Source organism: Pseudomonas sp. McL0111, assembly GCF_052567255.1.
Genome location: NZ_CP199585.1, coordinates 2,596,575 through 2,622,050 on the forward strand (window position 1 = coordinate 2,596,575; position 25,476 = coordinate 2,622,050).

Consider the following 25,476-nt stretch of genomic DNA (forward strand, 5'->3'; position numbering starts at 1 on the left):
ACTCCTCGGGCTCAATCGTGCAGTACGCTGGCGCTTCCACGGTCGAACAACAGACCGGCCTGACTGCCGACGGCAAAACGCAGGCTCTGGTCGACGCAGTTGGGCGTACGCACGGTGAGGCGCGAACCGTCGTTGAGGCTGACTTGATATTGCAGGTCGGTGCCGAGGTAGATCTGCGCTTCGATCCGGCACGGCAATGCGCCGTCGCTGCTGGCGGGCACCAGATGCAGGCGCTCGGGGCGTACCGACAACGTCACGCTGGCGCCGACCGGCACGTCGCTGCACGCTTGCGCCGGCAACGGATGCCCGGCCGGACCGGCGAACCACGCCATACCGTCCTCGATCTGCGTGACCGTGGCTTCGATGAAGTTGGTTTCGCCGATGAAGTCCGCGACGAAGCGATTGCGCGGCCGCTCGTAGATATCCTCCGGACGACCGACCTGCTGGATCTCGCCCTCGGACAACACCGCAATGCGGTCGGACATGGTCAGGGCTTCTTCCTGATCATGGGTGACGAAAATAAACGTGATGCCAGTGCGCGCCTGAATGCTTTTCAGCTCTTCGCGCATGGCTTGGCGCAGCTTCAGGTCGAGTGCCGACAGCGGCTCGTCGAGCAATAAAACCTTTGGGTGCGGGGCCAATGCCCGAGCCAGTGCGACACGCTGTTGCTGGCCGCCGGACAGCTGCGCCGGTTTACGGTTGGCGAAGCGTTCCATCTGCACCAGCGCAAGCATTTCACCCACGCGCTCGGCGATCTGCGCCTTTTTCAGGACTTTGCCCATCGGGTGCGATTCGAGGCCGAAGGCCAGGTTTTCGGCGATGGTCATGTGCGGGAACAGTGCGTAATGCTGGAACACCGTGTTGACCGGACGCTGGAACGGCGGGCGGTCGGCGATGTTTTCGCCGTAGAGCAGAATCTCGCCTTCGGTGGGAAACTCGAAGCCGGCGATCATTCGCAGAAGGGTGGTTTTGCCGCAGCCGGAAGGGCCGAGCAGGGTGAAGAATTCGTTGTCGCGGATGTCCAGGTCGATGTTTTTCAACGCCACCGGACCGGTGAGTGGATCACCGTAAACCTTGCGCACCGAGCGGATCGACACCGCCAGCGTTTGCAGCGAATGCAGGGCATTCATGCGTTACCTCCGATTCCCCCATCGCCTGCGATTGCGCTGTCATCAGCGAAGCCGTCGGGCCATGGATATTATTTTTTTGGGCAGGATCGAGATTGCGTTCGGGGTGAAACCAGCTGTTTTTTTATTTTGCTGTGGCTCGATTATCAGCGAGGGGTTGCGTTGGGTGAAACTTCAATTTAAACATGGCAGGTGTTAGTTAATTTAATAGCCAAAGGTGCCAGGAATCATGCCCGACCACCGCTTGCCGCCGCTGAACGCGGTACGTGCGTTTGATGCCGCCGCCCGCCTGGGCAGCTATGTCGAAGCCTCGAAAGCCTTGCACGTGACCCAGCCTGCGATTGGCCGGCATGTGAAGTTGCTGGAGGAGTGGCTGGGCATTCAGTTGTTCGAGCGCACTTCGCGCGGGGTCAACCTGACGCTGGCAGGCGAGAAGTACCACCGCAAGATCGCCGCAGCCTTGCAGTTGATCATCGAGGCCGGCAAAGAAGCGCAGCCTAAAGAGGCCGAGCGCTGGTTGCGGATCATGGTGGTGCCGGGTTTCGCCAAACGCTGGTTGATGCCGCGCATCGAGACCATGCGTCATCTGCGTCCGGGGTTGAAGTTCGCCATTGAGCCAAACTCGACCTTCACCGAGGTGGATGGCAAGAGCACCGATCTGGGCATCGTCTACGGCCTCGACGGGCAATATGCTGACTCCCGTGAAACGCTGATCTGCCCACGGGTATTTCCGATCTGCACCCCGGCGTATCTGGCCAGCGTCGAAACTATTCACAGCCCTGCGGATCTGGTGACGCACAACCTGATCCACGTCGATGACGGTGAATGGTGGAACCTGTGGTTCGCCGCCCATGACCTCGATATTCATCTCAATTCCGACATGCTCTACGTCAATAACGACCACGCGTTGTCAGTCGCGGAAAGCGGGCAGGGCATTGCGCTGGCCAACGAGGTGCTGGTGCGCCAGGAACTCGCCAGCGGCAAACTGGTGCGGGCGGTCGAGGCGCAGGTGCAACTGGAGAGTTACCGGGTGCTGACGCCGTCCGCCGATCTCTCGGCGGACGTGGCGTGGTTTATCCAGTGGCTCAAGGCCGAGCTGGAAGCGGATTTTCCAGAGGCCGTAATCAACTGAGTCGGTAATCAGTTAAGACGGAAGCGCCCGGTGTTGTCGCTCAAGGCCTTGCTGCCCTGGCTCAAAGTATCCGCCGCGAGATTCACCGCGCGTGCGCCTTCAAGCAAACGCACAGCCGCCTGATCGACCTGCTGAATATTGCCGCTGACCTCATCGGCGGTGCAGGCCTGCTCCTCAACGGCGGTGGCGATCTGCGCCAGCGTGTCGGTGACGCTCTGCACGGCGCTGGCGATCTCGCCCAGCCGTTCGCCGAGACCGGTGACCGCTTCGGCATCCGATTGCGCCTGGCCACAAGCAGCTTCCATCAGACTCACCGCCTCGTTGACCGTGTTGCGCAAACTGTCGACCGTGCCGGCAATCTGCGCGGTGGACGATTGCGTGCGTTGCGACAGGCTGCGCACTTCATCCGCCACCACGGCAAAACCGCGTCCCTGTTCACCGGCGCGTGCGGCTTCAATCGCCGCGTTGAGCGCCAGCAGATTAGTTTGCTCGGCAACGCCGCGAATGGTGTCGACCACCAGTTGAATCTGCTGACCTTGTTCGCTGACCCGGCCCAATGCGGCGGCGGTGTCGTTGAGGCGTTGATTGAGTTGTTGAATGCTCGCGGTTGTGCGCTGGCTGTCGCGACTGCTGTCGGCGGCAATGCGCTGAGTGTGCTGGGCGCTGCCGGAAGCCTGTTCGCAACTCTGCGCGACACCTTGAGAGGTGGCGGCCAGTTGCGTGGCGGCAGCGGCGATCTGGCTGATCTGCAACTGCTGCGCCTCAACTTCGCTGAGGGCGCCGCTGGAGTGATCGTTGAGGCTGCGCACGGCGTTGCTCAGTTGCGAGGTTTCGTGATCGACCCCCAGCAGACTGGTGCGCAGTTGCACCACGGCCACATTCAGCGCTGTGCTGATCGCCGCCAGTTCATCGCGGCCCACCACCGGCACTTGCAGGCTCAGATTGCCATCGCGCAGCGCTTCGGCGAGCACGGTAATGCCGCTGGCGCTGCGGCGAATCGAAGCTTGCAGGCAGACGAACAGGTACAGCGCCGCCAGCAGCAAACAGCCAAATATCGCCGCGACGATGATGAACTGGCGAATCGCCGATCCGTGGTAAGCGTCCAGCCGCTGATCCAGCGTTGTCAGCGATTGCTGGCGCAAGGACGCGAGATCACTCAGCAGGGCATCGAGGCTGCGTTCGAAGTCGTCCGGTTTGAGATTGATGCTGCCGCCAAACACGCCGTCATCCAGCACCTTCAGCCCCGCATCCAGATGCTTCAGGCTGTCGTGGTACTGACTGGCCCAGGCTTGCTGATTACTCGGCAAACGCGCTTCGAGCAGATTGGCGGTTTTCACCAGTTGCTCGCGAGCATCGCCGATACGGCTGCGCAGATCGCGCAGCTGCAAGCGGCTTTGCAGGGTGAATTGGCCCGACACTACGGAGGCCTGGCCGACGGCGGCAAGACGGCCGACGCGCTCGATCAGGTCCGGTGCGTGCTGGGTGGAAATCTGCGTCAGCAAGTAGGTTTCCAGCCATGGCGCGAGGGTCAGGCGATTGTCCATGACGATCTGCTCGCGCAACGCTTGCAGGGCGCTCAGTGCATTGGTGAAACGGTCATAACCGTCCGGCCACCAGCCGACGCTGCTGAGGCTTTTCGAGTCGAGGCCATTGAGCGCGGTTTGCAGGGCTTGATAGCGGGCGAGGGTTTCACCTTCGGCGCCTTCCTTTTGCAGCGCATTGCCCAGATCGCTGATGGCTTGGATGACGGCTGGCTGCACTGCGTCGAACGCGGCCATGGCGGCGAGTGTCGCCGGGGTCGGCTGACGGTTGGTTTCGGTGGCGCGCCAACGGGCGGCGCGGTCACGCTGGGCAGCGAGCAGATTGTCCAGCGCATCGAGACTGAGCAATTGACGCACGCCGGCGCGCTCGCCGGAAATCAGGTTGAGCTTGTCGCGATAGTCCTGACCGATCATCAACAGGCTGCCGGCCAAGGGCAGGATAAACAGCAGAAACAACAGCTGGAATTTACGCGCAAAACCAAACCGCCCCAGCAGCTTGATCCCCGGTGACAAGAAAGACTGCATGCCCCATGACTCCTCTGGACACCACGCACCATCGGCGTGCATCGCGGTCGTGCGACCTTGATGTCGTGCCCTGCTAAAAGGCCTCGAAAGTTCACTCTGACCCGCTCTGTAGGCAGGTTCTGTAGCGAAACTTCCCATTGTCGATCCCCTTTGTAAGGAGGCCGCGTTCAAGGGGAGAAGCAAGGCAAGATTCAGACCATGGCGTTGCGCTATCACCTTTTGTGGCGAATCCATGTCCCTACATGGGTTGATTTATCGGTTAGTTAGCTGGCTAAGGGGATGGCGCTGGCGCACCGAAAAATGGCACATTGACGCACCTGCCTGCGTGCACCCATCTGTTGTCCGGAAACTCCCATGGCTATCAGCAACGCTCAGAACGCCGCTGCCTCGGCGCCCGCCACTCCACAAAGCAGCCCGTTGGTGATGCGCATCATCGGCGCGGTGGCGCTGGCGCATTTGATCAACGACCTGATTCAGTCGGTGCTGCCGTCGATCTATCCGATGCTCAAGGCCAACTACGGCTTGAGCTTCACCCAGGTCGGCCTGATCACGCTAACCTTCCAGCTCACCGCTTCGCTGCTGCAACCGTGGGTCGGTTATCACACTGACCGCCATCCGAAACCGTGGCTGTTGCCGGCCGGCTCCATTTGCACGCTGATTGGCATCGTGATGATGTCGATGGTCGGCAGTTTCCCGCTGATCCTGCTGGCGGCGGCGCTGATTGGTATCGGTTCTTCAACCTTTCACCCTGAGGCGTCACGCATTGCGCGGCTGGCCTCGGGCGGACGCTATGGTCTGGCGCAATCGACGTTCCAGGTCGGCGGTAACGCGGGCTCGGCGTTCGGCCCGTTGCTGGCGGCGGCGATCATCATTCCGTTCGGTCAGGGCAATGTGGCGTGGTTCGGTTTGTTCGCAGTGTTTGCGCTGTTCGTGCTGTTCCGCATCAGTCGCTGGTACGCCCATCACTTGAACCTGTTCAAGCTCAAGGCTGGCCAGGCGGCGACTCACGGGTTGTCGAAGGGCAGGGTGACCAGTGCGCTGGTGGTGCTCGGTCTGCTGGTGTTCTCCAAGTATTTCTACATGGCCAGTTTCACCAGCTACTTCACCTTCTACCTGATCGAGAAATTCGACCTGTCGGTCGCCAGTTCGCAACTGCACCTGTTCCTGTTCCTCGGTGCGGTGGCGGCGGGGACGTTCTTCGGTGGACCGATTGGCGACAAGATCGGGCGTAAGGCGGTGATCTGGTTCTCGATCCTCGGGGTCGCGCCGTTCACCTTGATCCTGCCGCACGTTGATCTGTTCTGGACCAGCATTCTCAGCGTGGTGATCGGTTTCATCCTAGCCTCGGCGTTCTCGGCGATTGTGGTGTACGCGCAGGAACTGGTGCCGGGCAATGTCGGGATGATTGCCGGGATCTTCTTCGGTCTGATGTTCGGTTTTGGCGGGATTGGCGCGGCGTTGCTCGGGCATCTGGCGGATGTTCACGGGATTGAGTATGTGTACTTCCTGTGCTCGTTCCTGCCGTTGTTCGGGGTGTTGGCGATCTTCCTGCCACGCACGAAAAAGGCCTGATCCCACACAATTTAAACTGTAGGAGTGAGCCTGCTCGCGATAGCGGAGTGTCAGTTAAGGTTGAATCGACTGACACAACGCTATCGCGAGCAGGCTCACTCCTACAGGGATTGGTGGTGTGGGGAGATTATTTCAGGCACAAAAAAGCCGCGTATTGACGCGGCTTTTTTATTCGGCGGTATTGCTTACACGTTGAAACGGAAGTGCATCACGTCGCCGTCTTTAACGATGTAGTCCTTGCCTTCCAGACGCCATTTACCGGCTTCTTTGGTGCCGGCTTCGCCCTTGTACTGGATGAAGTCGTTGTAGGCGATGACTTCGGCGCGGATGAAGCCTTTCTCGAAGTCGGTGTGGATCACGCCGGCCGCCTGAGGTGCGGTGGCACCGACTTTGACGGTCCAGGCGCGGACTTCTTCGACACCAGCGGTGAAGTAGGTCTGCAGGTGCAGCATTTCGTAGCCGGCGCGGATTACGCGATTCAGGCCAGGCTCTTCCAGGCCCAGGGCCTCGAGGAACATGTCTTTCTCTTCGCCGTCATCAAGCTCGGCGATTTCCGCTTCGATCTTGTTGCAGACCGGAACCACCACAGCGCCTTCTTCTTCGGCGATGGCGCGAACCACGTCCAGGTGCGGGTTGTTCTCGAAACCGTCTTCAGCGACGTTGGCGATGTACATGACCGGTTTGGTGGTCAGCAGGTGGAAGCCCTTGATCACTGCTTTTTCATCAGTGTTCATGTTCTTCATCAGGCTGCGCGCAGGCTTGCCTTCGGTGAAGTGAGCGATCAACTGCTCCAGCAGGCCTTTCTGGACCACTGCGTCCTTGTCACCACCCTTGGCGTTACGCGCGACTTTCTGCAGTTGCTTCTCGCAGCTGTCGAGGTCGGCGAAGATCAGTTCCAGGTCGATGATCTCGATGTCGCGCTTCGGGTCGACGCTGTTGGAAACGTGGATTACGTTCTCGTCTTCGAAGCAGCGCACGACGTGAGCGATCGCGTCGGTTTCGCGGATGTTGGCGAGGAACTTGTTGCCCAGGCCTTCACCTTTCGAGGCGCCGGCAACCAGGCCAGCGATGTCGACGAATTCCATGGTGGTCGGCAGGATGCGTTTCGGATTGACGATGGCCGCCAATGCCTCAAGACGCGGGTCCGGCATCGGCACGATGCCGCTGTTCGGCTCGATGGTGCAGAAGGGGAAGTTCTCGGCCGCGATACCGGATTTGGTCAGGGCGTTGAACAGGGTGGACTTGCCGACGTTAGGCAGGCCGACGATGCCGCAATTGAATCCCATGGTGTTTCCCCTCGGATAAGAGTCAGGCCTTCTGGCTGTGCAGGTTTTTCATCGCACGGTTCCATTCACCGGCGAGGATATCCGGCAGCACGCCGAGGGCAAAGTCGATGCTGGCATCGAGTTTTTCCTGTTCGGCGCGTGGCGCACGACCCAGGACGAAATTTGAAACCATACTGGCGACGCCCGGGTGGCCGATGCCAAGCCGCAGACGGTAGAAAGTATTCTGATTACCCAGTTGCGCAATGATGTCGCGCAACCCGTTGTGACCGCCATGGCCGCCGCCCTGCTTGAGCTTGGCGACGCCCGGAGGCAGATCGAGTTCATCATGTGCCACCAGGATTTCTTCAGGCTTGATGCGGAAGAAACCGGCAAGTGCCGCGACGGCCTGGCCGCTACGGTTCATGTAGGTGGTGGGAATCAGCAGACGAACATCCTGACCCTGATGCGAGTAGCGCCCGGTCAGGCCGAAATATTTGCGATCGGCCACGAGATTCACATTCTGTGCGTGGGCAATGCGCTCAACAAAAAGGGCCCCTGCGTTATGCCGGGTCTGGTCGTATTCGGCGCCTGGATTACCCAGGCCAACGATCAGTTTGATGGCGGTCACGATAGGGGCCCTTCCTTGGAGTGGTGGATAACATCGCCGCGATAAGAAGAAGCGGCGAAAGTGGACGAAAAATGCTCATTTACCATGGATGTAAACTCCGCGTTCTCGCCCGCTTTCTCGCTACGTTCCAGTCCGCGATGTTACTTGCTCACTCCGGCTTCACAGAGTGAATTACTCTGCTGCGCCTTCTTCGGTAGCTTCTGGAGCAACACGTGGAGCGTGGACGTTGGCAACAGCCTTGTCATCGCCGTGTGCCAGAGCAACGAACTCAACGCCTTTAGGAGCTTTGAGGTCCGACAGGTGAATGATCGAACCGATTTCAGCGTTAGCCAGATCGACTTCGATGAACTCAGGCAGATCTTTCGGCAGGCAAGTTACTTCGATTTCAGCAACAACGTGCGAAATCTCGCCGCCTTTCTTCACTGGAGCAGCTTCGTTGATGAAGTGCACAGGAACGATAGCGGTCAGTTTCTGGCCAGCTACAACGCGTACGAAGTCAGCGTGCATCACGTGGCCTTTGGCCGGGTGACGCTGCAGAGCTTTGATGATTACGTTTTGCTTGGTGCCGCCAACGTTCAGCTCGATGATGTGGCTGTAAGCCGCTTCGTTTTCGAGCAGTTTGGCAACTTCTTTGGCCAGCATGCTGATGGATTCAGGGGCTTTTTCGCCACCGTAAACAACAGCTGGAACCAGAGCGGCGAGACGACGCAGGCGGCGGCTCGCACCTTTCCCCAGGTCGGAACGCACTTCAGCATTCAGAGTAAAATCGTTCATTTTGTATCTCCAAAATAGCCATTCCCGAGGGGCGTTTGCGACCAGCGCCTGACTCGGTATGGGCAAAAAAGCCCCGCCCCGACATGAATGCCGGGGCGGGGCGCTTTTCGTCAACGAAACATTTCGAGAAGGGCAGGGCCCTTAACGGAACATCGCGCTGATCGATTCTTCATTGCTGATGCGGCGAACCGCTTCGGCAACAACCGGTGCGATATCCAGTTGACGGATACGCGCACAGGCTTGTGCTGCAGCGGACAGCGGGATGGTGTTAGTCACCACCAGCTCGTCCAGCACGGAATTTTCGATATTCTCGATGGCCCGACCCGACAGCACAGGGTGTGTGCAGTAGGCAAAGACCTTGGCTGCGCCATGCTCTTTCAGGGCCTTGGCCGCGTGGCACAGAGTGCCGGCGGTATCGACCATGTCATCGACCAGAATACAGGTACGCCCTTCGACATCACCGATGATATGCATCACTTCAGAGTGATTGGCTTTCTCACGGCGTTTGTCGATGATCCCGAGATCCACGCCCAGGGATTTGGCAACAGCACGTGCACGCACGACGCCACCAATGTCCGGGGATACGATCATCAGGTTTTCGAAGCGCTGATCTTCAATGTCATCCACCAGAACCGGGGAGCCGTAGATGTTATCTACCGGAATATCGAAGAAACCCTGAATCTGGTCAGCATGCAGATCAACCGTGAGAACACGGTCGATGCCGACTACGGTAAGCATGTCAGCGACGACTTTCGCGCTGATAGCCACACGTGCGGAACGCGGACGGCGATCCTGACGGGCATAACCAAAATAAGGAATAACAGCAGTAATACGAGTAGCCGAGGAGCGGCGGAAGGCATCAGCCATCACTACCAGTTCCATCAGGTTATCGTTAGTCGGAGCGCAAGTCGGCTGAATAATGAAGACATCTTTACCGCGGACGTTTTCATTGATCTCGGCTGTAATTTCGCCGTCGGAGAATTTACCGACAGAAATGTCACCGAGAGGGATATGCAGCTGACGTACGACACGCCGAGCTAGATCGGGGTTAGCGTTCCCCGTAAAGACCATCATCTTGGACACGCGCAGTACCTAGAGGCTGAGGGTAACCTGGATGAGTATAGAAAATGGCAGGGGCGGCTGGATTCGAACCAACGCATGGCAGGATCAAAACCTGCTGCCTTACCGCTTGGCGACGCCCCTGTATCTGTTGCAACGATTACCCAGTAATCGATTCCTTTAGAGCAGACTTTGCAGCTTGCGATGCAACATCGAAACGTTGCTTCCTTTCGCTACAAACCCTGTAAGGGTCTCTGTCAGAAGGGCCGAGACTTTATCAGCTTCAGCTTTGCTTGGGAAGCCCCCAAACACACAACTTCCAGTTCCGGTGAGCTTTGCTTCGGTAAATTTACCTAACAAATCCAATGCGTTACGTACTTCTGGATAACGCCTTGCAACCACCGGCAAGCAGTCATTTCGACTGTTTCCCTCGGGAACGGGGCGCACTTTAATGGGCGGCGTGTTACGTGTCAACAATGGATCGGAAAAAATTTCTGCCGTACTAACAGAGACTTGCGGTACGAGCACCAGATACCACGGTTCTTCCGGCTCCACGGGGGTGAGTTTCTCGCCCACGCCCTCGGCAAATGCCGCATGACCACGGACGAAAACCGGGACGTCGGCACCCAGCGAAAGGCCCAGCGTGGCCAGTCGATCCAGATCCCAGCCCAGCTGCCAGAGATGGTTGAGGCCGAGCAGGGTGGTCGCCGCATTCGAACTGCCGCCACCGATTCCGCCGCCCATGGGCAGAACCTTGTCGATCCAGATGTCGATACCGAATGTGCTGCCGGCCTGTTCCTGAAGTTTTTTTGCGGCGCGCACGATCAGATTGCTGTCGTGCGGCACGCCTTCGAATTCGGTGTGCAGGCAAATCACGCCATCGTCGCGGACGGCGAAAGTGATTTCGTCACCGTAATCGACGAACTGAAAAATCGTCTGCAATTCGTGATAGCCGTCTTCACGGCGCCCAAGAATATGCAGCATCAAGTTGAGTTTGGCGGGTGAAGGCAGCGTCAGACGTGGAGCGGTCATGCGATTACTGCCCCAATTTACGCGGTTGCCAGTTCTTGATCACCAGCGTCACGTCCAGATCGGTGCCGTGCAACTTGATCCGTTCTGGCAGCCAATAGCCGTTTTGTTCGGCATAGCTGAGGTACTCGACCTGCCAGCCATCCTGTTCCAGGTTGGCCAGACGGCTGTCGGCATCGAGCGTCAGACGGCTTTTGCTTTCTGGTGCCGGCAGGCCACGGACCCACCAGGCCAGGTTCGAAACCGGCAATTTCCAGCCCATTTGCTCTTCAAGCAAAGCTTCCGGGGATTGCGATTCGTAGCGACCCTGATTGGCCACTTCCAGCGAAACCTTGCCCGGACGCCCGGTCAGGCGTGCCGCGCCGCGACCCAGCGGGCCCGACAGACGAATGTCGTAATAGTCCTGGCGTTGCAGCCAGAACAAGGTGCCGCTGCCGGAATCTTTCGGTGCGCGGATGCCGATCTTGCCGTCGATCTGCCAGCCATCAAGGCTGGTCAGCTGTTGTTTGTGCGCGGCCCATTGAGCCGGGCTGCCGTGGCCTTCGACCGATTCGCGAGCGCCGAAGCCCGCGCAACCGGCGAGCAGGGCGATGAAACTGAAAACAATTACGTGGCGCAAAAACATGAGTTAAAGAGTCTCTGATCCGGTCAGGCGCTTGATGGTGCTGCGCAGGATGGTGCTGTCAGGCTGATCCTTGAGGAACTTGCCCCAGATTTGTTTGGCTTCGCGTTGATTGCCCTTGATCCACAGCACTTCGCCGAGGTGTGCGGCGACTTCGTGATCAGGGAAACGCTCCAGTGCCTGACGCAGATATTTCTCGGCGTCATCCAGATTGCCCATGCGGAAATTCACCCAGCCGAGGCTGTCGAGTACCGCCGGGTCTTCCGGATTGATCTGGTGCGCCTGTTCGATCAGCGCTTTGGCTTCTGCGTAACGGGTGGTGCGGTCGGACAAGGTGTAGCCGAGCGCGTTGAGCGCCATGGCGTTGTCCGGATCGCGCTTGATGATCAGGCGCAGGTCTTTTTCCATTTGCGCCAGATCATTGCGTTTCTCGGCCTGCATCGCTCGGGTGTAGAGCAGATTCAGATCGTCCGGATATTGCTGCAAAGCGGTTTGCAGGGTTTTCCAGGCTTTGTCGTCCTGCTTGTTGGCGGACAGTGTTTCCGCTTCGATCAGGTACAACTGAATCGCGTAATCCGGCTGCGCATCGCGCTCGGCGGCCAGTTTGGTCTGGGCCTCGGCGGTCTTGCCGTTGTTCATCAGGATGTCGGCCTGACGCAATTGTGCCGGCAGGTAGTCATTGCCGGGGCCGACCTGGGCGTACTCGATCAGCGCGCCTTGCGGGTCGTTGCGTTCTTCGGCGATGCGCCCCAGGTTCAGGTGCGCGGAATCGACGTGGCTCTCCCGGGCGATCAGGTCTTCCAGATAACCCTTGGCCTCGTCCCAGGCCTTGGCTTCCAGGCACACTAGCGCCAGCGAGTAACGCAGTTCGTCGTCTTCCGGGTATTGCTGAACGAGGGTGGAGAACTCGACCTTGGCGTCGTCCATCCGGTCCTGTTCAACCAGCATCCGTGCGTACGTCAGGCGCAGGCGCTTGTCGTCCGGATACTTCTTGATGCTTTTTTGCAGCAGTGGCAGGGCTTCGTCGCCACGTTGCAGCGATTGCAGCAGACGCGCGCGCAGCAGGATCGGGGCGATTTCGCCGTCTTCAGGCGGGTTGTCTTCGAGCAACGCCAGCGCACCTTTCGAGTCGCCGTCCTGTTGCATCAGCAAGGCCTTGCCGAAAATCAGCTGATTGTTCTTTGGATGACGCTGCAACAGGCGGTCAAAACTTTTCATCAGGCCGTTGCGGGTTTCCTGATCGGTGTCGGCAGCCGACAGCGCGAGGAAGTCGAAATGCGTGTCGCCCTTGCCCTGCAGGACTTTCTCCATATAGACCATGGAGTCGTCGTAACGCCCGGCGCGAGCCAGTTGCACGGCGGCGGCGCGTTGCGCTTCGAGATCGTCCGGGGCGTTTTTCGCCCAGATCAACGCGGTGTCCAGAGCCGGCTGGTCGGCGCCAAGGTACTCGGCGATGCGGAACGCACGCTCCGAGACACCCGGGTCCTGGGTATTGATGGCCTGGGTCACGTAGTTATCCAGCGCAATGTCGAAACGATTACGTTGGCCGGCGAGCTCGGCGCTCAACAGGCTGTAAACCGTTTCTTCGCTGAACGAGCTGTAAACCTTGGGCTTTTCAGGCACGGGCGTGGTGTCTTCGACCGGTGGGGTACCGTCCGGCGAAACGGGGGCCAAGGCCTGGCAGCCGCTTAGGAAGACAAAAGCAAGGAGCAACGCGGAAGATCTATTCATATAGGAAGAGGACGACTAACCTGCGGTCGGATCATCATGACACAAGCCTTCGGCCAAACATAACCGAGTCTCGATTGTGTCCTTTATAGGGGCTGACAATTGGGACAATAGTCAGCGGTAGTTGTTCTGAATCTGGCGAAGTAGGACAATTGCCGGCTTCACGTCACTATCAGCGACCTTGAATGGCCTTCCTCGCACTCGGTATCAACCACAAGACTGCTTCAGTAGACGTCCGCGAGCGCGTGGCTTTTACCCCTGAGCAGCTGGTTGAGGCGTTGCAGCAACTCTGCCGGCTCACCGACAGCCGCGAAGCAGCGATCCTCTCCACCTGCAATCGCAGTGAGCTTTATATAGAGCAGGATCACATTTCGGCCGATGCCGTGCTGCGCTGGCTGGCCGAATATCACAAATTGAGCATAGAAGAGCTGCGCGCCAGCGCTTATGTGCATGAAGATGATGCGGCAGTTCGTCACATGATGCGCGTCGCCTCCGGGCTCGACTCGCTGGTGCTGGGCGAACCGCAGATTCTCGGTCAGATGAAATCGGCTTACGCCGTGGCCCGCGAAGCCGGCACCATCGGCCCGTTGCTCGGCCGACTGTTTCAGGCGACGTTCAATGCCGCGAAACAGGTGCGTACCGACACTGCTATCGGTGAAAACCCGGTTTCGGTGGCGTTTGCTGCTGTCAGCCTGGCCAAACAGATTTTCAGCGACCTGCAACGCAGCCAGGCTTTGTTGATCGGCGCTGGCGAGACCATCACGCTGGTCGCCCGTCATCTGCATGAGCTGGGGGTCAAGCGCATCGTCGTTGCCAACCGGACGCTGGAACGCGCCAGTCTGCTCGCTGAGCAGTTCGGTGCCCACGCCGTGTTGCTGTCGGACATCCCGGCAGAACTGGTGCGCAGCGATATCGTCATCAGTTCGACCGCCAGTCAGTTGCCGATTCTTGGCAAAGGCGCGGTCGAGAGCGCGCTGAAGCTGCGTCGGCACAAACCGATTTTCATGGTGGATATCGCCGTTCCCCGGGATATCGAGCCGGAAGTCGGCGAGTTGGACGACGTTTACCTTTACAGCGTCGACGATCTGCACGAAGTGGTCGCGGAAAACCTCAAGAGCCGCCAGGGCGCAGCACAAGCTGCCGAAGAGATGGTTTCCCTCGGTGCCGACGACTTCATGGTGCGCCTGCGTGAACTGGCAGCGGTCGATGTTCTAAAGGCCTATCGTCAACAGAGCGAACGCCTGCGCGACGAAGAGCTGCAAAAGGCCCTGCGTCTGCTGGCCAACGGCGGCAACGCCGAAGATGTGCTCGGGCAACTCGCTCGTGGCCTGACCAATAAACTCCTGCATGCGCCAAGCGTGCAGTTGAAAAAGCTTTCTGCCGAAGGCCGCCTCGATGCGCTGGCCATGGCCCAGGAACTCTTTGCCCTAGAGGGCTCACCGGATAGCTTTTCGGATAAAAAACCGCAATGAAAGCGTCACTGCACAATAAGCTGGACATCCTCCAGGACCGTTTCGAGGAACTGACCGCGTTGCTCGGCGACGGCGAAGTCATTTCCGATCAGACCAAATTTCGCGCCTATTCCAAGGAATACGCCGAACTCGAGCCGGTCGTACAAGCCTATACAAAGCTGCTCAGCGTACAAAGCGACCTTGAAGGCGCGCAGGCACTGCTCAAGGACAACGACCCGGACATGCGTGAAATGGCCGTGGAAGAAGTCCGCGAAACCAAAGAGCTTCTGATCACGCTCGAAGCCGATCTGCAACGCATGCTGCTGCCCAAAGACCCGAACGACGGTCGCAACGTGTTCCTCGAAATCCGCGCCGGTACCGGTGGCGACGAGGCGGCGATTTTCTCCGGCGATCTGTTCCGCATGTACTCGCGCTACGCCGAGCGACGTGGCTGGCGTGTGGAGATCCTTTCGGAAAACGAAGGCGAACACGGTGGCTATAAAGAAGTCATCGCCCGCATTGAAGGCGACAACGTTTACGGCAAGCTGAAATTTGAATCTGGCGCGCACCGCGTACAGCGTGTACCCGCCACCGAGTCTCAGGGCCGCATCCACACCTCGGCCTGCACCGTAGCGGTGTTGCCCGAGCCGGACGAGCGGGAAGCCATCGAGATCAACCCGGCGGATTTGCGCGTCGACACTTACCGTTCCTCCGGGGCCGGTGGTCAGCACGTCAACACCACCGACTCGGCGATCCGCATCACGCACATACCGACCGGCACCGTCGTCGAGTGTCAGGAAGAACGATCCCAGCACAAGAACCGCGCCCGGGCGATGTCCTGGCTGGCGGCCAAGCTCAACGATCAGCAAACCGCCGCCGCCGCGAACGCGATCGCCAGCGAGCGCAAGTTGCTGGTGGGTTCCGGTGACCGCTCCGAGCGCATTCGCACCTACAACTTTGCTCAGGGCCGAGTCACTGACCATCGCGTCAACCTGACCCTGTACTCCCTCGACGATATTCTTGCCGGTGGCGTTGACGCGGTAATCGAGCCTTTGCTGGCCGAATACCAGGCCGACCAGCTCGCAGCGATAGGTGAATAAATGACCATCATTGCCAGCCTGTTGCGCGCCGCCGAACTGCCGGACTCGCCTACTGCGCGTCTGGATGCCGAATTACTGCTGGCCGCCGCGCTGGGCAAGTCGCGCAGCTTTCTGCACACCTGGCCCGAGCGCATCGTGCCGAGCGAATCCGCGCTGCTGTTTTCCGAGTACCTGCAACGCCGCCGTGGCGGTGAGCCGGTGGCCTACATTCTCGGTCAGCAAGGATTCTGGAAGCTCGATCTGGAAGTCGCGCCGCACACGCTGATCCCGCGCCCGGACACCGAATTGCTGGTGGAAGCCGCGCTGGAATTACTGCCGGCGACCCCGGCCAAAGTGCTCGATCTGGGCACCGGCAGCGGGGCGATTGCCCTGGCCCTGGCCAGCGAGCGTGGCGGCTGGAAAGTCACCGCGGTGGATCGTGTGCTGGAAGCCGTGGCCCTGGCCGAGCGCAATCGTCAGCGTCTGCACCTGAACAACGCCACGGTGCTGAGCAGTCATTGGTTCAGCTCGCTGGCAGGCCAGCGCTTTGATTTGATTATCAGCAATCCACCTTACATTGCCGCTGCCGATCCGCATCTGGTCGAAGGCGACGTGCGCTTCGAACCCGCCAGTGCGCTGGTCGCCGGTGTCGACGGGCTCGATGATCTGCGGCTGATCATCGACCAGGCCCCGGAGCATCTGGAGGCCGGTGGCTGGCTGATGCTCGAACACGGCTATGATCAAGCCGAGGCCGTGCGCGATCTGCTGCTGACTCGCGGCTTTGAGGAAGTCCACAGCCGCACCGATCTGGGCGGTCATCAACGGATCAGCCTGGGGCGCCTGCCGTGCTGAATGATCAGGAATTGCTGCGCTACAGCCGGCAGATTCTGCTGCAACACATCGATATCGACGGCCAGTTGCGACTCAAGGACAGCCGGGTATTGATCGTTGGCCTCGGCGGTCTCGGTGCTCCGGTGGCCTTGTATCTGGCGGCGGCGGGCGTTGGTGAGCTGCATCTGGCGGATTTCGACACGGTCGATCTGACCAACCTGCAACGCCAGATCATCCACGACACCGACAGCGTCGGCATGAGCAAGGTCGACTCGGCGCTCAAGCGTCTGAGTGCGATCAACCCCGAGATTCAACTGATCGCCCATCGTCAGGCGCTCGACGAAGATTCCCTCGCGGCCGCCGTGGCAGCGGTGGATCTGGTGCTCGACTGCTCGGACAATTTCTCCACCCGTGAAGCGGTCAACGCCGCTTGCGTGGCCGCACGCAAACCTCTGGTCAGCGGCGCGGCGATTCGTCTTGAAGGACAGCTGTCGGTGTTCGACCCGCGTCGTGCCGACAGCCCTTGCTATCACTGTTTATACGGGCACGGCAGCGAGGCCGAACTCACTTGCAGCGAAACCGGTGTGGTCGGGCCGCTGGTGGGCCTGGTCGGCAGTCTGCAAGCGTTGGAAGCGTTGAAAGTGTTGGTCGGTTTCGGTGAGCCACTGGTGGGTCGTTTGCTGCTGATCGATGCCTTGGGCTCGCGTTTCCGTGAGCTGCGGGTCAAGCGTGACCCGGGTTGCAGCGTCTGTGGTTCGCACCATGCGTGAAGCGCCCATCGGCGTGTTCGACTCCGGTGTCGGCGGCTTGTCGGTATTGGCAGAAATCCAGCGTTTGCTGCCCAATGAGTCGCTGCTGTACGTCGCCGACTGTGGGCATGTTCCCTACGGCGAGAAAACCCCGGAATTCATTCGTCAGCGCTGCAGCGTGATGGCCGGTTTTTTTCGCGAGCAGGGCGCCAAGGCCCTGGTCTTGGCCTGCAACACCGCCACCGTGGCCGGCGTAGCCGATCTGCGGCGGGACTTTCCCGAATGGCCGATTGTCGGCATGGAGCCTGCGGTCAAACCGGCGGCTGCTGCGACCCGCAGCGGTGTGGTCGGTGTGCTTGCCACTACCGGCACTTTGCAGAGCGCCAAGTTCGCCGCTTTGCTCGATCGCTTTGCCACTGATGTGCGAGTGATTACCCAGCCATGCCCCGGTCTGGTCGAGCTGATTGAGAGCGGCGATCTGCACAGCGCCGAGTTGCGTCAGTTGCTGCAAGGCTATGTTGAGCCACTGCTGGCCAGCGGTTGCGACACGATCATTCTTGGCTGCACCCACTATCCTTTTCTCAAGCCGATGCTCAGATCGATGATCCCCGACGACATCAGTCTGATCGATACCGGTGCCGCCGTGGCGCGTCAATTGCAGCGTCTTTTGGCTGAGCGCGATCTGCTCGCTGAAGGCCCGAACCGGCCGGTCAGATTCTGGACCAGTGCCGATCCTCAGTACTTCAAAAATATCCTGCCATTGCTGGGGCAAGCGGCTGGAGATGTGCAAGACTTCGGCTTGTAAAAAAACTGTGAAATAACTTAAAAATCAGCTGAACTTCTGATCAAGCGCCGACTTCTATAGCGTTGAGCACCACCCAAAAACCATACGATCGTTCGGAAAAGGATGTTTCAAGTGAAGCGACTATTCTGCTTGGCCGCGATTGCGGCCGCACTGATGGGGCAAAGTTTTACCGCGCAGGCAGCAGGCGTGGAATTCGCGGTCGGGGCGACCAGCGATTCAACGATGACTTACCGCCTGGGCATGAACTTCGACTGGGACAAGAGCTGGTTGCAAAGCGATGTCGGTCGCCTGACCGGTTACTGGAGCGGCGCCTATACCTACTGGGACGGCGACAAGGGCTCGAGCAACAACAGCCTGTCGTTCTCGCCGGTACTGGTTTACGAGTTTGCCGGGCAATCGGTCAAACCGTACGTCGAAGCAGGGATCGGCGCGGCGGTGTTCTCCAACACCGAGTATGAAGGCAACAAGATTGGCCAGGCTTTCCAGTTCGAAGACCGTATCGGTTTCGGCCTGCGTTTCAATGGCGGGCATGAGGTGGGGATTCGAGCGACGCACTATTCCAATGCCGGTATGTCGAGCAACAACGAAGGTGTAGAAAGCTACTCGCTGCATTACACGATGCCGTTGTAACTACACCGTCCCTGTGGGAGCGGGCTTGCCCGCGATTGCGGTCTGACATTCAACATTGATGTTGACTGACCTGACGCCATCGCGGGCAAGCCCGGCTCCCCCAGGGAACAAAGTGTTTTCAGAATCAGCGATACGCCGTGGTAATCCCACGGCGTTCTTCGATGCACTCCGGTGCGCCCATTTCGAATTCCCGGCAGATCAGCGGGCGTTTTTCGTAGATCGTGCACATCATGCTGTCGCGATCCAGCGCCGCGCACCAGCCGTCGTCCAGACGCAGCATCACTTCACCGCCCCAGTCATCGGTATCGATAAAGCGATCAGGCACGCCGGTGTCGGTGATCAGCATCACTTCGAGCTGACAGCAGCAGGCTGCGCAGGTCGAACAGGTGACCGCAGGTTCGGCGATTTGCTGGAGGGGAATGGTCTTCATGGGCGGCAGTGTAAGGCAGTGGCCGGCAGGTGTGTGAAAGGTCTGACGGACGCTCAGTGGGCCAAGCGTCGAGCCATGCCGTGCAGCAGTGGAAACAGCAGCGCCCAGAGCAGGCCGATGCCGATCAGGGTCGGGATTTCGCCGTAGGGAAATTGCACGCCGGCCAGCCGTCCGCCGCCGTAGTAAGACATCGCGCCGCCGACCGCACCGAGCGCACTGGCCAGCCACCAAGGCCGGGCACTCCATTGCAGACAATGGCGCAGAGTGGTCGCAAGGAGTGCCCAGAGCAACATCAGCCACAGCGGAATCAACGGCGACAGATCTTCAAACGCGAATACGCCCAGCGCGCGCAATGCGCTGTCGACCGCCGTGCCGACAATCACCACGCTGAGAATTAACCGGCCTTCCGCCGCCCAACTGCTGATCCAGCTCAGATGAATCACCAGCACTGCCAGCGCCAGCAGCAACCACAAACTGTTGCCGCCGAGCACACAGGCCAGCCAGCCGATCTGGAACAACAGCGCGTTGGCCAGTCGCTCAAGCATCGAAGCGGCCGAGCAATGGCGCCGGCATCGCCCCGGGTTTGGCCAGCAGCAATTGCGCGGTGCCAATAGTGCGTTCGAGGAAGCCGCCCTCGCAGTAGCACAGGTAAAACTCCCACAGCCGCAGGAAGTAATCGTCGTAACCCAATTCACTCAAGCGACCGTGGGCGCGGCGAAAATTCTCATGCCACAAGCGCAGGGTCTTGGCGTAGTGCAAGCCAAAATCTTCCATGTGCAGCAGGTTCATGTCGGTGTCGCGGCTGACCACTTCGAGCATCTTCTGTACGCAGGGCAGGGCGCCGCCGGGGAAGATGTAACGCTGGATGAAGTCGACGCCACGCTTGGCTTGCTCGTAACGTTGTTCGCGGATGGTGATCGCCTGCAACAGCATCAAGCCATTGCTCTTGAGCAGGTGCGCGCATTGTTTGAAATAGGTCGGCAGAAAGCGGTGGCCGACAGCTTCGATCATCTCGATCGACACCAGTTTGTCGTACTGGCCGGTGAGGTCGCGGTAGTCCTGGAGCAGCAAGGTCACCTGATCCTGCAAGCCGAGTTGTTCGATGCGCTTGGCGGTGAATGCGTACTGCTCTTTCGACAATGTGGTGGTGGTTACATGGCAACCGTAATTCTGCGCCGCGTAAAGCGCCATGCTGCCCCACCCGGTACCGATTTCCAGCAAGTGATCTTCGGGCTTGAGCGCGAGCTTCTGGCAGATCCGCTCCAGTTTGTTCAGTTGCGCCTGTTCCAGGCTGTCTTCGGGGGTGAGGAACTGCGCCGCCGAATACATCATGGTCGGGTCGAGAAACTGTTCGAACAGGTCGTTGCCGAGGTCGTAATGCGCGGCGATGTTCTTCTGCGAGCCTTTGCGCGTATTGCGATTGAGCCAGTGCAGGCCTTGCACCAGCGGCCGGCCGAGGCGCGCCATGCCACCTTCCATGGCATCGAGTACGTCGAGGTTGGCGACAAACACGCGCACCACGGTGGTCAGGTCCGGCGAACTCCAGTAGCCGTGAATAAAGGCTTCGCCAGCACCAATCGAACCATTGCCGGCGATCATTCCCCAGGCGGCAGGGTCCTGCACATGAATCTCACCGTGCAACGTGCTGCCGGGAGTGCCGAACAACATGCGTTCGCCATCCTCGACCACCAGCAGTTGTCCGTGTTTGAGTTGACCCAGCAGGCGCAGCACGCCACGGCGCAGCAGCGATCCGGTCAAACCGTTGGTGCTGAACAGGCTGGCCGTCAGGCTAGAGGATTTCATGGCGGTGCTCCTTGGGAGTCGCAGTGGCGGTTTGCAAGCTGCCATTGGCAGACTGATGAGCGAAGATCGGTGCACGTTTGAGCAGCAGTCGCACGGCTTGCCAATAAATCGCCAGACAGGTTTTTGCGGTCATCCACGGAAAGCGCCGCAGGTAACGGTGCAGACTTTGCCGATCAAGCGCCTCGCGTTGCAGGTTGAGCGTGGCGTCGAACAGTTTGTGTTCGCCCTGCCAGTCGGCCATGTGTACGCCGAGGTTTTGCGCGGCGGGGCTGAAGCTCATGCGGTATTCGAGATCTCGCGGCAGAAACGGTGAAACATGAAACGCCTTGGCCACGGCGAAGTGCTGATGAACATCCTGCAGATCGACCGGTGTCCGCGCCGGCAGCACGTAGTGAAAACGCTCGCGCCACGGCGTGTTGGTGACTTCACAGAGAATCGCCGCCAGTTGCCCATCGGCCTCGTGGCAATAAAAGAAACTCACCGGGTTGAACGCCAGCCCCCAACTGCGCGGCTGGGTCAACAGGCAGATCGAGCCTTGTGGCGCGTGACCGATGGCGGCTTCGACTTGCTGGCGCACCGCATCGATCAGGCGCATGCCATGGCCGGTGAAGTCTTTTAGATAGTCAGTCTCACGAAAAGAAAACGGTGCAAAACGACTGCGACTGGCCAGCGGCGACAGGCCGAACACACTGTCCTGCTCGTCGAGGTCGAGGTACAGCAGACCGATCCGGTAACGGAATTCATGGCGTTTGGGGGCGAAGCGCCGATGACCGATCCAGCCGCTGTAAAGGGCGCTGTTCATAGGGTTTCCCCGAACGCGGCGGCCACGCGCAAGGCACTGACCACGCCGTCTTCATGGAAGCCGCTGGCCCAGTAGGCGCCGCAGTAATGGGTGTGCTGCTGGCCATCGATTTCTGCCCAGCGATTTTGCGCCGCGACCGCCGCGAGGCTGTATTGCGGATGGGCGTAGGTGTATTTGGCGAGCACCTTGAACGGACTGATGCCGGCGCTCTGGTTGAGGCTGACGCAGAACGTGGTGTCGCTCTGAATGCCTTGCAGAATGTTCATGTCGTAAGTGACGGCAGCTTGCGTATGGCCGGCGCCGCCGAGGCGATAATTCCAACTGGCCCAGGCCAGTTTGCGCGACGGCAGCAGGCGGGTGTCGGTGTGCAACACCACTTCGTTATCGGCGTAGGGCAGGGCGCCCAGCACCGAGCGTTCGGCGCTGCTTGGACTGGCCAGCAGGTTTAATGCCTGATCGCTGTGGCAGGCAAAGATCACTTTGTCGAAACGTTCGATGCCTTTCGGGCTGTGGATAACTACGCCGTGCTCATCGCGATCAACCCGGGTTACCGGGCAGTTCAGGCGAATCCTGTCCTGGAATGATGCGGTCAACGGCGCGACGTAGGCGCTGGAACCGCCCTCGATCACCCGCCATTTCGGGCGGTTATTCACCGACAACAAGCCGTGGTTCTTGAAAAACCGCACAAAGAACTGCAACGGAAAATTGAGCATCTCGGCCATCGGCATCGACCAGATCGCCGCGCCCATTGGCACGATGTAATGCAGGATGAAGCGCTCGCCGTAACCGTTGGCTTTGAGGTAATCATCCAGCGTGGTGTCGGTGGCGATTCGTTGCTCGTCGAGGTCGCGCAGCGCTTCCTTATTGAAGCGCAGGATGTCGCGCAACATGCCCCAGAACCCTGGCGAAAACAGGTTGCTGCGCTGGGCGAACAGGCTGTTGAGGTTGTTGCCGTTGTATTCCAGGCCGGTGTCCGGATCATTCACCGAGAAGCTCATCTCGGTTGGTTTGAAGGCCACGCCGAGCTGACCGAGCAAGCGAATGAAGTTCGGATAGGTCCAGTCGTTGAACACGATGAATCCGGTGTCGATGGCATAGGCCTGACCGTCCACCGTGACTTGCACGGTGTGGGTGTGTCCGCCGACCCAATCGCCGGCCTCGAACACGGTGACATCATGGCGGCGATTGAGCAGGTAGGCGCAGGTCAGCCCTGCGATCCCGCTGCCGACGATGGCGATGTTCACGTTGCATCGTCCATGAGTGGCGGCTGCGCACGCACCATGCGTTTGCCAATCGCCAGTTGCAGTCGCGCCGGCAACTTGGACAGCGGCCACAACGCGGCCATGAACAACGCCGGGAAAGCGATCTCCAGCGGGCGCTCGCGCAGTTTTGCAAAAATGTGCCGGGCGGCTTTGTCCGCCGGCCAGCTCAGAGGCATCGGGAAATCATTCTTGGCGGTCAATGGCGTTTCGACGAATCCGGGGCTCACCACCGTCACTTCAATGCCTTCCGGTGCCAGATCGATACGCAAGGACTCAAGCAGATAACGCATGCCGGCCTTCGAGGCGCCATAGGCTTCGGCGCGGGGCAGCGGCAGGTAGGTCACCGAGCTGGCGACGCCGACCAGATGCGGCGCGGTGCCCGCCCGCAGCAGTGGCAGGGCGGCTTCGATGCAGTAGCTGCTGGCAAGCAGATTGGTGCGCACCACGTGTTCGATGATCGACGAATCGAATTGCCGCGCATCGACATATTCACAGGTACCGGCGTTGAGGATCACAGTGTCCAGCGAGCCCCAGTCTGCAGTGATCTGCTCGCCGATTTCGCGCACCGTCTGGCTGTTGGTCAAATCCCCCGCGACCACCAGCACTTGCCCCGGATAGCGTTGCGACAACACTTTCAATGGCGCGACCTGACGTGAACTGACCGCCAGATGCGCGCCGGTTTTCAGAATCTCTTCGGCCAGGGCTGCGCCGATGCCACTGCTGGCACCGGTCAACCAATAACGCCGTGGAGTTGTACGACTCATCCCATTCTCCTTTTCAGCCAGGCAATCACCCGACCCAATACGGGTAAATGTTCATACAGCAGCGCCCCGGCATCGAAGTAGTCCCGGTGGCGATAAACCTTGTCGCGCCAAAGCAGATGCGAACAGCCGCTGACCCGAATCCATTGGCCACCCGCCAGGCGCGGATGGCGGTAAGTCATGACCCAACGCAAGTAACCTTCGCCATCGCTGATCTGGTCGTAACCGTGAAAATCAAACCGCAGTTCGCTGACGTTGGCGTACAACTCGCGCATGTAGCTGTGCAGATGCTTGAGCCCCTGCACTTCGTGCAGCGGGTCAGTGAAGTGAATGTCCTCGCTGTAGAGCGTGCCCAAACGATCCAGGTTGTTTTTGTTCAACTCGGAAAAACGTCGGGCGAAGCTGCGCAGGAATTCACTCATCTGCACCTCCGATAGACGCACGCGAAGGCAGGTTCTTGAAGGCGCTCAAGGCGCGCTCCCGTGAAGCACTCAGGTTGACGATTGGCGGCGGATAGTCGGCGACGCCGAACAGCCCGCCGGCACTGGCCGGGTTGTGCACTTCTTTTTTGTTCAAACCGGCGAGCTCAGGCAGCCAGTGCTTGATGAACAAACCTTCGCTGTCGAACTTTTCCGACTGACTGATCGGGTTGAAAATGCGGAAGTACGGGGCCGAATCGGTGCCGGTGGATGCGCTCCACTGCCAGCCGCCGTTGTTTGCCGCCAGATCGCCGTCGATCAGATGGCGCATGAAGAAACGCTCGCCTTCTCGCCAGTCAATCAATAGGTTCTTGGTCAGGAACATCGCCACCACCATCCGCAGACGGTTGTGCATCCAGCCGGTTTCGAGCAGTTGACGCATGGCCGCATCGATAATCGGTAAACCGGTGCGCGCCTCTTGCCACGCGGCCAGTTCATCCGGAGCATCGCGCCAGGCCAAGGCTTCGGTTTCCGGACGGAAAGCGCGATTACGCGAGACCCGTGGGTAGCCGACCAGAATGTGTTTGTAGAACTCGCGCCACAGTATTTCGTTGATCCAGGTAACTGCGCCGACCTTGCCGCTTTCGAACTCACCCTGATTGCTTTGCAGGGCAGCGTGCAGGCATTGGCGCGGCGAGATCACCCCGGAGGCGAGGTATGCGGAGAGTTGGCTGGTGCCGGGTTTGGCCGGGAAGTCGCGCTCGCTCTTGTAGTAATCGATCTGCGCGTCGGCGAAGGTGTCGAGACGGCGCCGGGCTTCTTTCTCACCGGCGGGCCACAGGACGCGCAGCGATTCGCTCGGGATCGCAAAGCCCTTGACCGCTGCTGGCACAGGATCGCTTTCGATGCCGGTGGCGGCTTGTCTGGAAGGTGCGTTGACCAGCGCGGGCAGTGAGCGATGCAGGCGCTCGTAGCAGACTTTGCGGAACTGACTGAATACCTGAAAGTAGGTGCCGGTCTTGGTCAATACACTGCCGGGCTTGAACAGCAACTGATCCAGATAACTGTAGAAACCGATGCCATCGGCGTGCAGCATTTCGGCCACCGCTGCATCACGACGGCTTTCATGCACGCCGTATTCTTCGTTGACATGAACAGCCTCAATCTTCAGTTCATGGCAGAGTTTGCGCAGCACCTGCGGCGCCTGATCCCAGTGCGTGGCGCTGCGGATCAACAGCGGAATATTCAGCTTGCCGAGGCTTTTGCTCAACTCATCGAGGTTGCGCAGCCAGAAGTCGATTTTGCACGGGGCGTCATCATGTTCCTGCCATTGCTGCGGGCTCAACAGGTACACCGCCACGGTCGGGCCACGTTCAGCGGCAGCCGTGAGGGCGGTGTTGTCATGTAGGCGCAAGTCGCTGCGCAGCCAGATCAATTGCATGGTGGTGTCCG

General features: G+C 59.6%; 25 protein-coding genes and 1 tRNA gene. 8 read left to right on the forward strand and 18 right to left on the reverse strand.

What is annotated here, in order from left to right:
• Window positions 1–11 precede the first annotated feature (11 nt).
• Window positions 12–1,130, reverse strand: a complete 1,119-nt coding sequence (locus tag ACTWLJ_RS11865; RefSeq protein WP_445180943.1) for an ABC transporter ATP-binding protein — start codon at window positions 1,128–1,130, stop codon at window positions 12–14.
• 226 nt (window positions 1,131–1,356) lie between these two features.
• Here ACTWLJ_RS11865 and ACTWLJ_RS11870 point away from each other — a divergent pair, with 226 nt between their 5' ends.
• The gene (locus ACTWLJ_RS11870) at window positions 1,357–2,259 is read left to right on the forward strand and encodes a LysR substrate-binding domain-containing protein (protein WP_401218858.1); all 903 of its coding nucleotides are present in this window, start codon (window positions 1,357–1,359) and stop codon (window positions 2,257–2,259) included.
• A gap of 8 nt (window positions 2,260–2,267) precedes the next feature.
• On the opposite strand, the gene ACTWLJ_RS11875 is transcribed toward ACTWLJ_RS11870, so the two are convergent.
• Window positions 2,268–4,325: a methyl-accepting chemotaxis protein gene (locus ACTWLJ_RS11875; protein WP_445180944.1), complete on the reverse strand. Its 2,058-nt coding sequence runs from the start codon at window positions 4,323–4,325 to the stop codon at window positions 2,268–2,270.
• 354 nt (window positions 4,326–4,679) lie between these two features.
• Here ACTWLJ_RS11875 and ACTWLJ_RS11880 point away from each other — a divergent pair, with 354 nt between their 5' ends.
• Window positions 4,680–5,897: an MFS transporter gene (locus ACTWLJ_RS11880; RefSeq protein WP_445180945.1), complete on the forward strand. Its 1,218-nt coding sequence runs from the start codon at window positions 4,680–4,682 to the stop codon at window positions 5,895–5,897.
• A 185-nt stretch (window positions 5,898–6,082) separates the two neighbouring features.
• On the opposite strand, the gene ychF is transcribed toward ACTWLJ_RS11880, so the two are convergent.
• The 8 genes from ychF to ACTWLJ_RS11920 form a co-directional block, all read right to left on the reverse strand.
• Window positions 6,083–7,183, reverse strand: a complete 1,101-nt coding sequence (gene ychF / locus ACTWLJ_RS11885; protein WP_445180946.1) for a redox-regulated ATPase YchF — start codon at window positions 7,181–7,183, stop codon at window positions 6,083–6,085.
• A 22-nt stretch (window positions 7,184–7,205) separates the two neighbouring features.
• Window positions 7,206–7,790 (reverse strand): aminoacyl-tRNA hydrolase, encoded by a 585-nt coding sequence (gene pth / locus ACTWLJ_RS11890; RefSeq protein WP_008079560.1) that lies wholly within the window; start codon window positions 7,788–7,790, stop codon window positions 7,206–7,208.
• Window positions 7,791–7,961: 171 nt separating this feature from the next.
• Complete coding sequence (locus tag ACTWLJ_RS11895) at window positions 7,962–8,564, reverse strand: 50S ribosomal protein L25/general stress protein Ctc (protein WP_025109353.1); 603 nt, start codon at window positions 8,562–8,564, stop codon at window positions 7,962–7,964.
• 141 nt (window positions 8,565–8,705) lie between these two features.
• The gene (locus tag ACTWLJ_RS11900) at window positions 8,706–9,647 is read right to left on the reverse strand and encodes a ribose-phosphate pyrophosphokinase (RefSeq protein WP_003171603.1); all 942 of its coding nucleotides are present in this window, start codon (window positions 9,645–9,647) and stop codon (window positions 8,706–8,708) included.
• Between the two features lie 45 nt (window positions 9,648–9,692).
• Window positions 9,693–9,767: transfer RNA gene (locus ACTWLJ_RS11905), tRNA-Gln, on the reverse strand.
• A gap of 36 nt (window positions 9,768–9,803) precedes the next feature.
• On the reverse strand, window positions 9,804–10,655 hold the full coding sequence (gene ispE / locus ACTWLJ_RS11910; RefSeq protein ID WP_445180947.1) for a 4-(cytidine 5'-diphospho)-2-C-methyl-D-erythritol kinase: 852 nt from the start codon (window positions 10,653–10,655) through the stop codon (window positions 9,804–9,806).
• A 4-nt stretch (window positions 10,656–10,659) separates the two neighbouring features.
• Window positions 10,660–11,277 carry a lipoprotein insertase outer membrane protein LolB gene (gene lolB, locus ACTWLJ_RS11915; RefSeq protein WP_401218870.1) on the reverse strand — a complete coding sequence of 206 codons (618 nt, stop codon included), beginning with the start codon at window positions 11,275–11,277 and terminating at the stop codon, window positions 10,660–10,662.
• Window positions 11,278–11,280: 3 nt separating this feature from the next.
• Window positions 11,281–13,005: a tetratricopeptide repeat protein gene (locus ACTWLJ_RS11920; protein ID WP_445180948.1), complete on the reverse strand. Its 1,725-nt coding sequence runs from the start codon at window positions 13,003–13,005 to the stop codon at window positions 11,281–11,283.
• A gap of 182 nt (window positions 13,006–13,187) precedes the next feature.
• Here ACTWLJ_RS11920 and hemA point away from each other — a divergent pair, with 182 nt between their 5' ends.
• From hemA to ACTWLJ_RS11950, 6 genes are all read left to right on the forward strand, one after another.
• Window positions 13,188–14,474 (forward strand): glutamyl-tRNA reductase, encoded by a 1,287-nt coding sequence (gene hemA, locus ACTWLJ_RS11925; protein WP_445180949.1) that lies wholly within the window; start codon window positions 13,188–13,190, stop codon window positions 14,472–14,474.
• Window positions 14,471–15,553, forward strand: coding sequence for a peptide chain release factor 1 (gene prfA / locus ACTWLJ_RS11930; RefSeq protein WP_401218877.1), 1,083 nt, complete (start codon window positions 14,471–14,473; stop codon window positions 15,551–15,553). The genes hemA and prfA overlap by 4 nt, the downstream gene beginning before the upstream one ends.
• Window positions 15,554–16,384 (forward strand): peptide chain release factor N(5)-glutamine methyltransferase, encoded by an 831-nt coding sequence (gene prmC / locus ACTWLJ_RS11935; protein ID WP_445180950.1) that lies wholly within the window; start codon window positions 15,554–15,556, stop codon window positions 16,382–16,384.
• A complete protein-coding gene (locus ACTWLJ_RS11940; RefSeq protein WP_445180951.1) occupies window positions 16,378–17,133 on the forward strand; it encodes a molybdopterin-synthase adenylyltransferase MoeB in 756 nt (251 codons plus the stop codon). Before prmC ends, ACTWLJ_RS11940 begins: the two co-directional genes overlap by 7 nt.
• The gene (murI, locus tag ACTWLJ_RS11945) at window positions 17,126–17,917 is read left to right on the forward strand and encodes a glutamate racemase (protein WP_445180952.1); all 792 of its coding nucleotides are present in this window, start codon (window positions 17,126–17,128) and stop codon (window positions 17,915–17,917) included. The genes ACTWLJ_RS11940 and murI overlap by 8 nt, the downstream gene beginning before the upstream one ends.
• Window positions 17,918–18,028: 111 nt before the next feature.
• Window positions 18,029–18,547, forward strand: a complete 519-nt coding sequence (locus tag ACTWLJ_RS11950; RefSeq protein ID WP_401218887.1) for an acyloxyacyl hydrolase — start codon at window positions 18,029–18,031, stop codon at window positions 18,545–18,547.
• Window positions 18,548–18,671: 124 nt separating this feature from the next.
• Here ACTWLJ_RS11950 and ACTWLJ_RS11955 read toward each other — a convergent pair whose 3' ends face one another.
• The 8 genes from ACTWLJ_RS11955 to phrB are packed head-to-tail and all read right to left on the reverse strand — an operon-like array spanning window position 18,672 to window position 25,465.
• Window positions 18,672–18,977 carry a YkgJ family cysteine cluster protein gene (locus ACTWLJ_RS11955; protein ID WP_445180953.1) on the reverse strand — a complete coding sequence of 102 codons (306 nt, stop codon included), beginning with the start codon at window positions 18,975–18,977 and terminating at the stop codon, window positions 18,672–18,674.
• Between the two features lie 53 nt (window positions 18,978–19,030).
• On the reverse strand, window positions 19,031–19,522 hold the full coding sequence (locus ACTWLJ_RS11960; RefSeq protein ID WP_445180954.1) for a DUF2878 domain-containing protein: 492 nt from the start codon (window positions 19,520–19,522) through the stop codon (window positions 19,031–19,033).
• Window positions 19,515–20,780, reverse strand: a complete 1,266-nt coding sequence (locus ACTWLJ_RS11965; RefSeq protein ID WP_445180955.1) for a class I SAM-dependent methyltransferase — start codon at window positions 20,778–20,780, stop codon at window positions 19,515–19,517. The genes ACTWLJ_RS11960 and ACTWLJ_RS11965 overlap by 8 nt, the downstream gene beginning before the upstream one ends.
• Window positions 20,767–21,582, reverse strand: coding sequence for a DUF1365 domain-containing protein (locus ACTWLJ_RS11970; protein ID WP_445180956.1), 816 nt, complete (start codon window positions 21,580–21,582; stop codon window positions 20,767–20,769). The genes ACTWLJ_RS11965 and ACTWLJ_RS11970 overlap by 14 nt, the downstream gene beginning before the upstream one ends.
• Complete coding sequence (locus tag ACTWLJ_RS11975; protein ID WP_445180957.1) at window positions 21,579–22,826, reverse strand: NAD(P)/FAD-dependent oxidoreductase; 1,248 nt, start codon at window positions 22,824–22,826, stop codon at window positions 21,579–21,581. The genes ACTWLJ_RS11970 and ACTWLJ_RS11975 overlap by 4 nt, the downstream gene beginning before the upstream one ends.
• The gene (locus ACTWLJ_RS11980) at window positions 22,823–23,608 is read right to left on the reverse strand and encodes an SDR family NAD(P)-dependent oxidoreductase (protein ID WP_445180958.1); all 786 of its coding nucleotides are present in this window, start codon (window positions 23,606–23,608) and stop codon (window positions 22,823–22,825) included. The genes ACTWLJ_RS11975 and ACTWLJ_RS11980 overlap by 4 nt, the downstream gene beginning before the upstream one ends.
• The gene (locus ACTWLJ_RS11985) at window positions 23,605–24,027 is read right to left on the reverse strand and encodes a nuclear transport factor 2 family protein (protein WP_401218905.1); all 423 of its coding nucleotides are present in this window, start codon (window positions 24,025–24,027) and stop codon (window positions 23,605–23,607) included. Before ACTWLJ_RS11985 ends, ACTWLJ_RS11980 begins: the two co-directional genes overlap by 4 nt.
• On the reverse strand, window positions 24,020–25,465 hold the full coding sequence (gene phrB, locus ACTWLJ_RS11990) for a deoxyribodipyrimidine photo-lyase (protein WP_445180959.1): 1,446 nt from the start codon (window positions 25,463–25,465) through the stop codon (window positions 24,020–24,022). The genes ACTWLJ_RS11985 and phrB overlap by 8 nt, the downstream gene beginning before the upstream one ends.
• Between the last annotated feature and the right edge of the window lie 11 nt (window positions 25,466–25,476).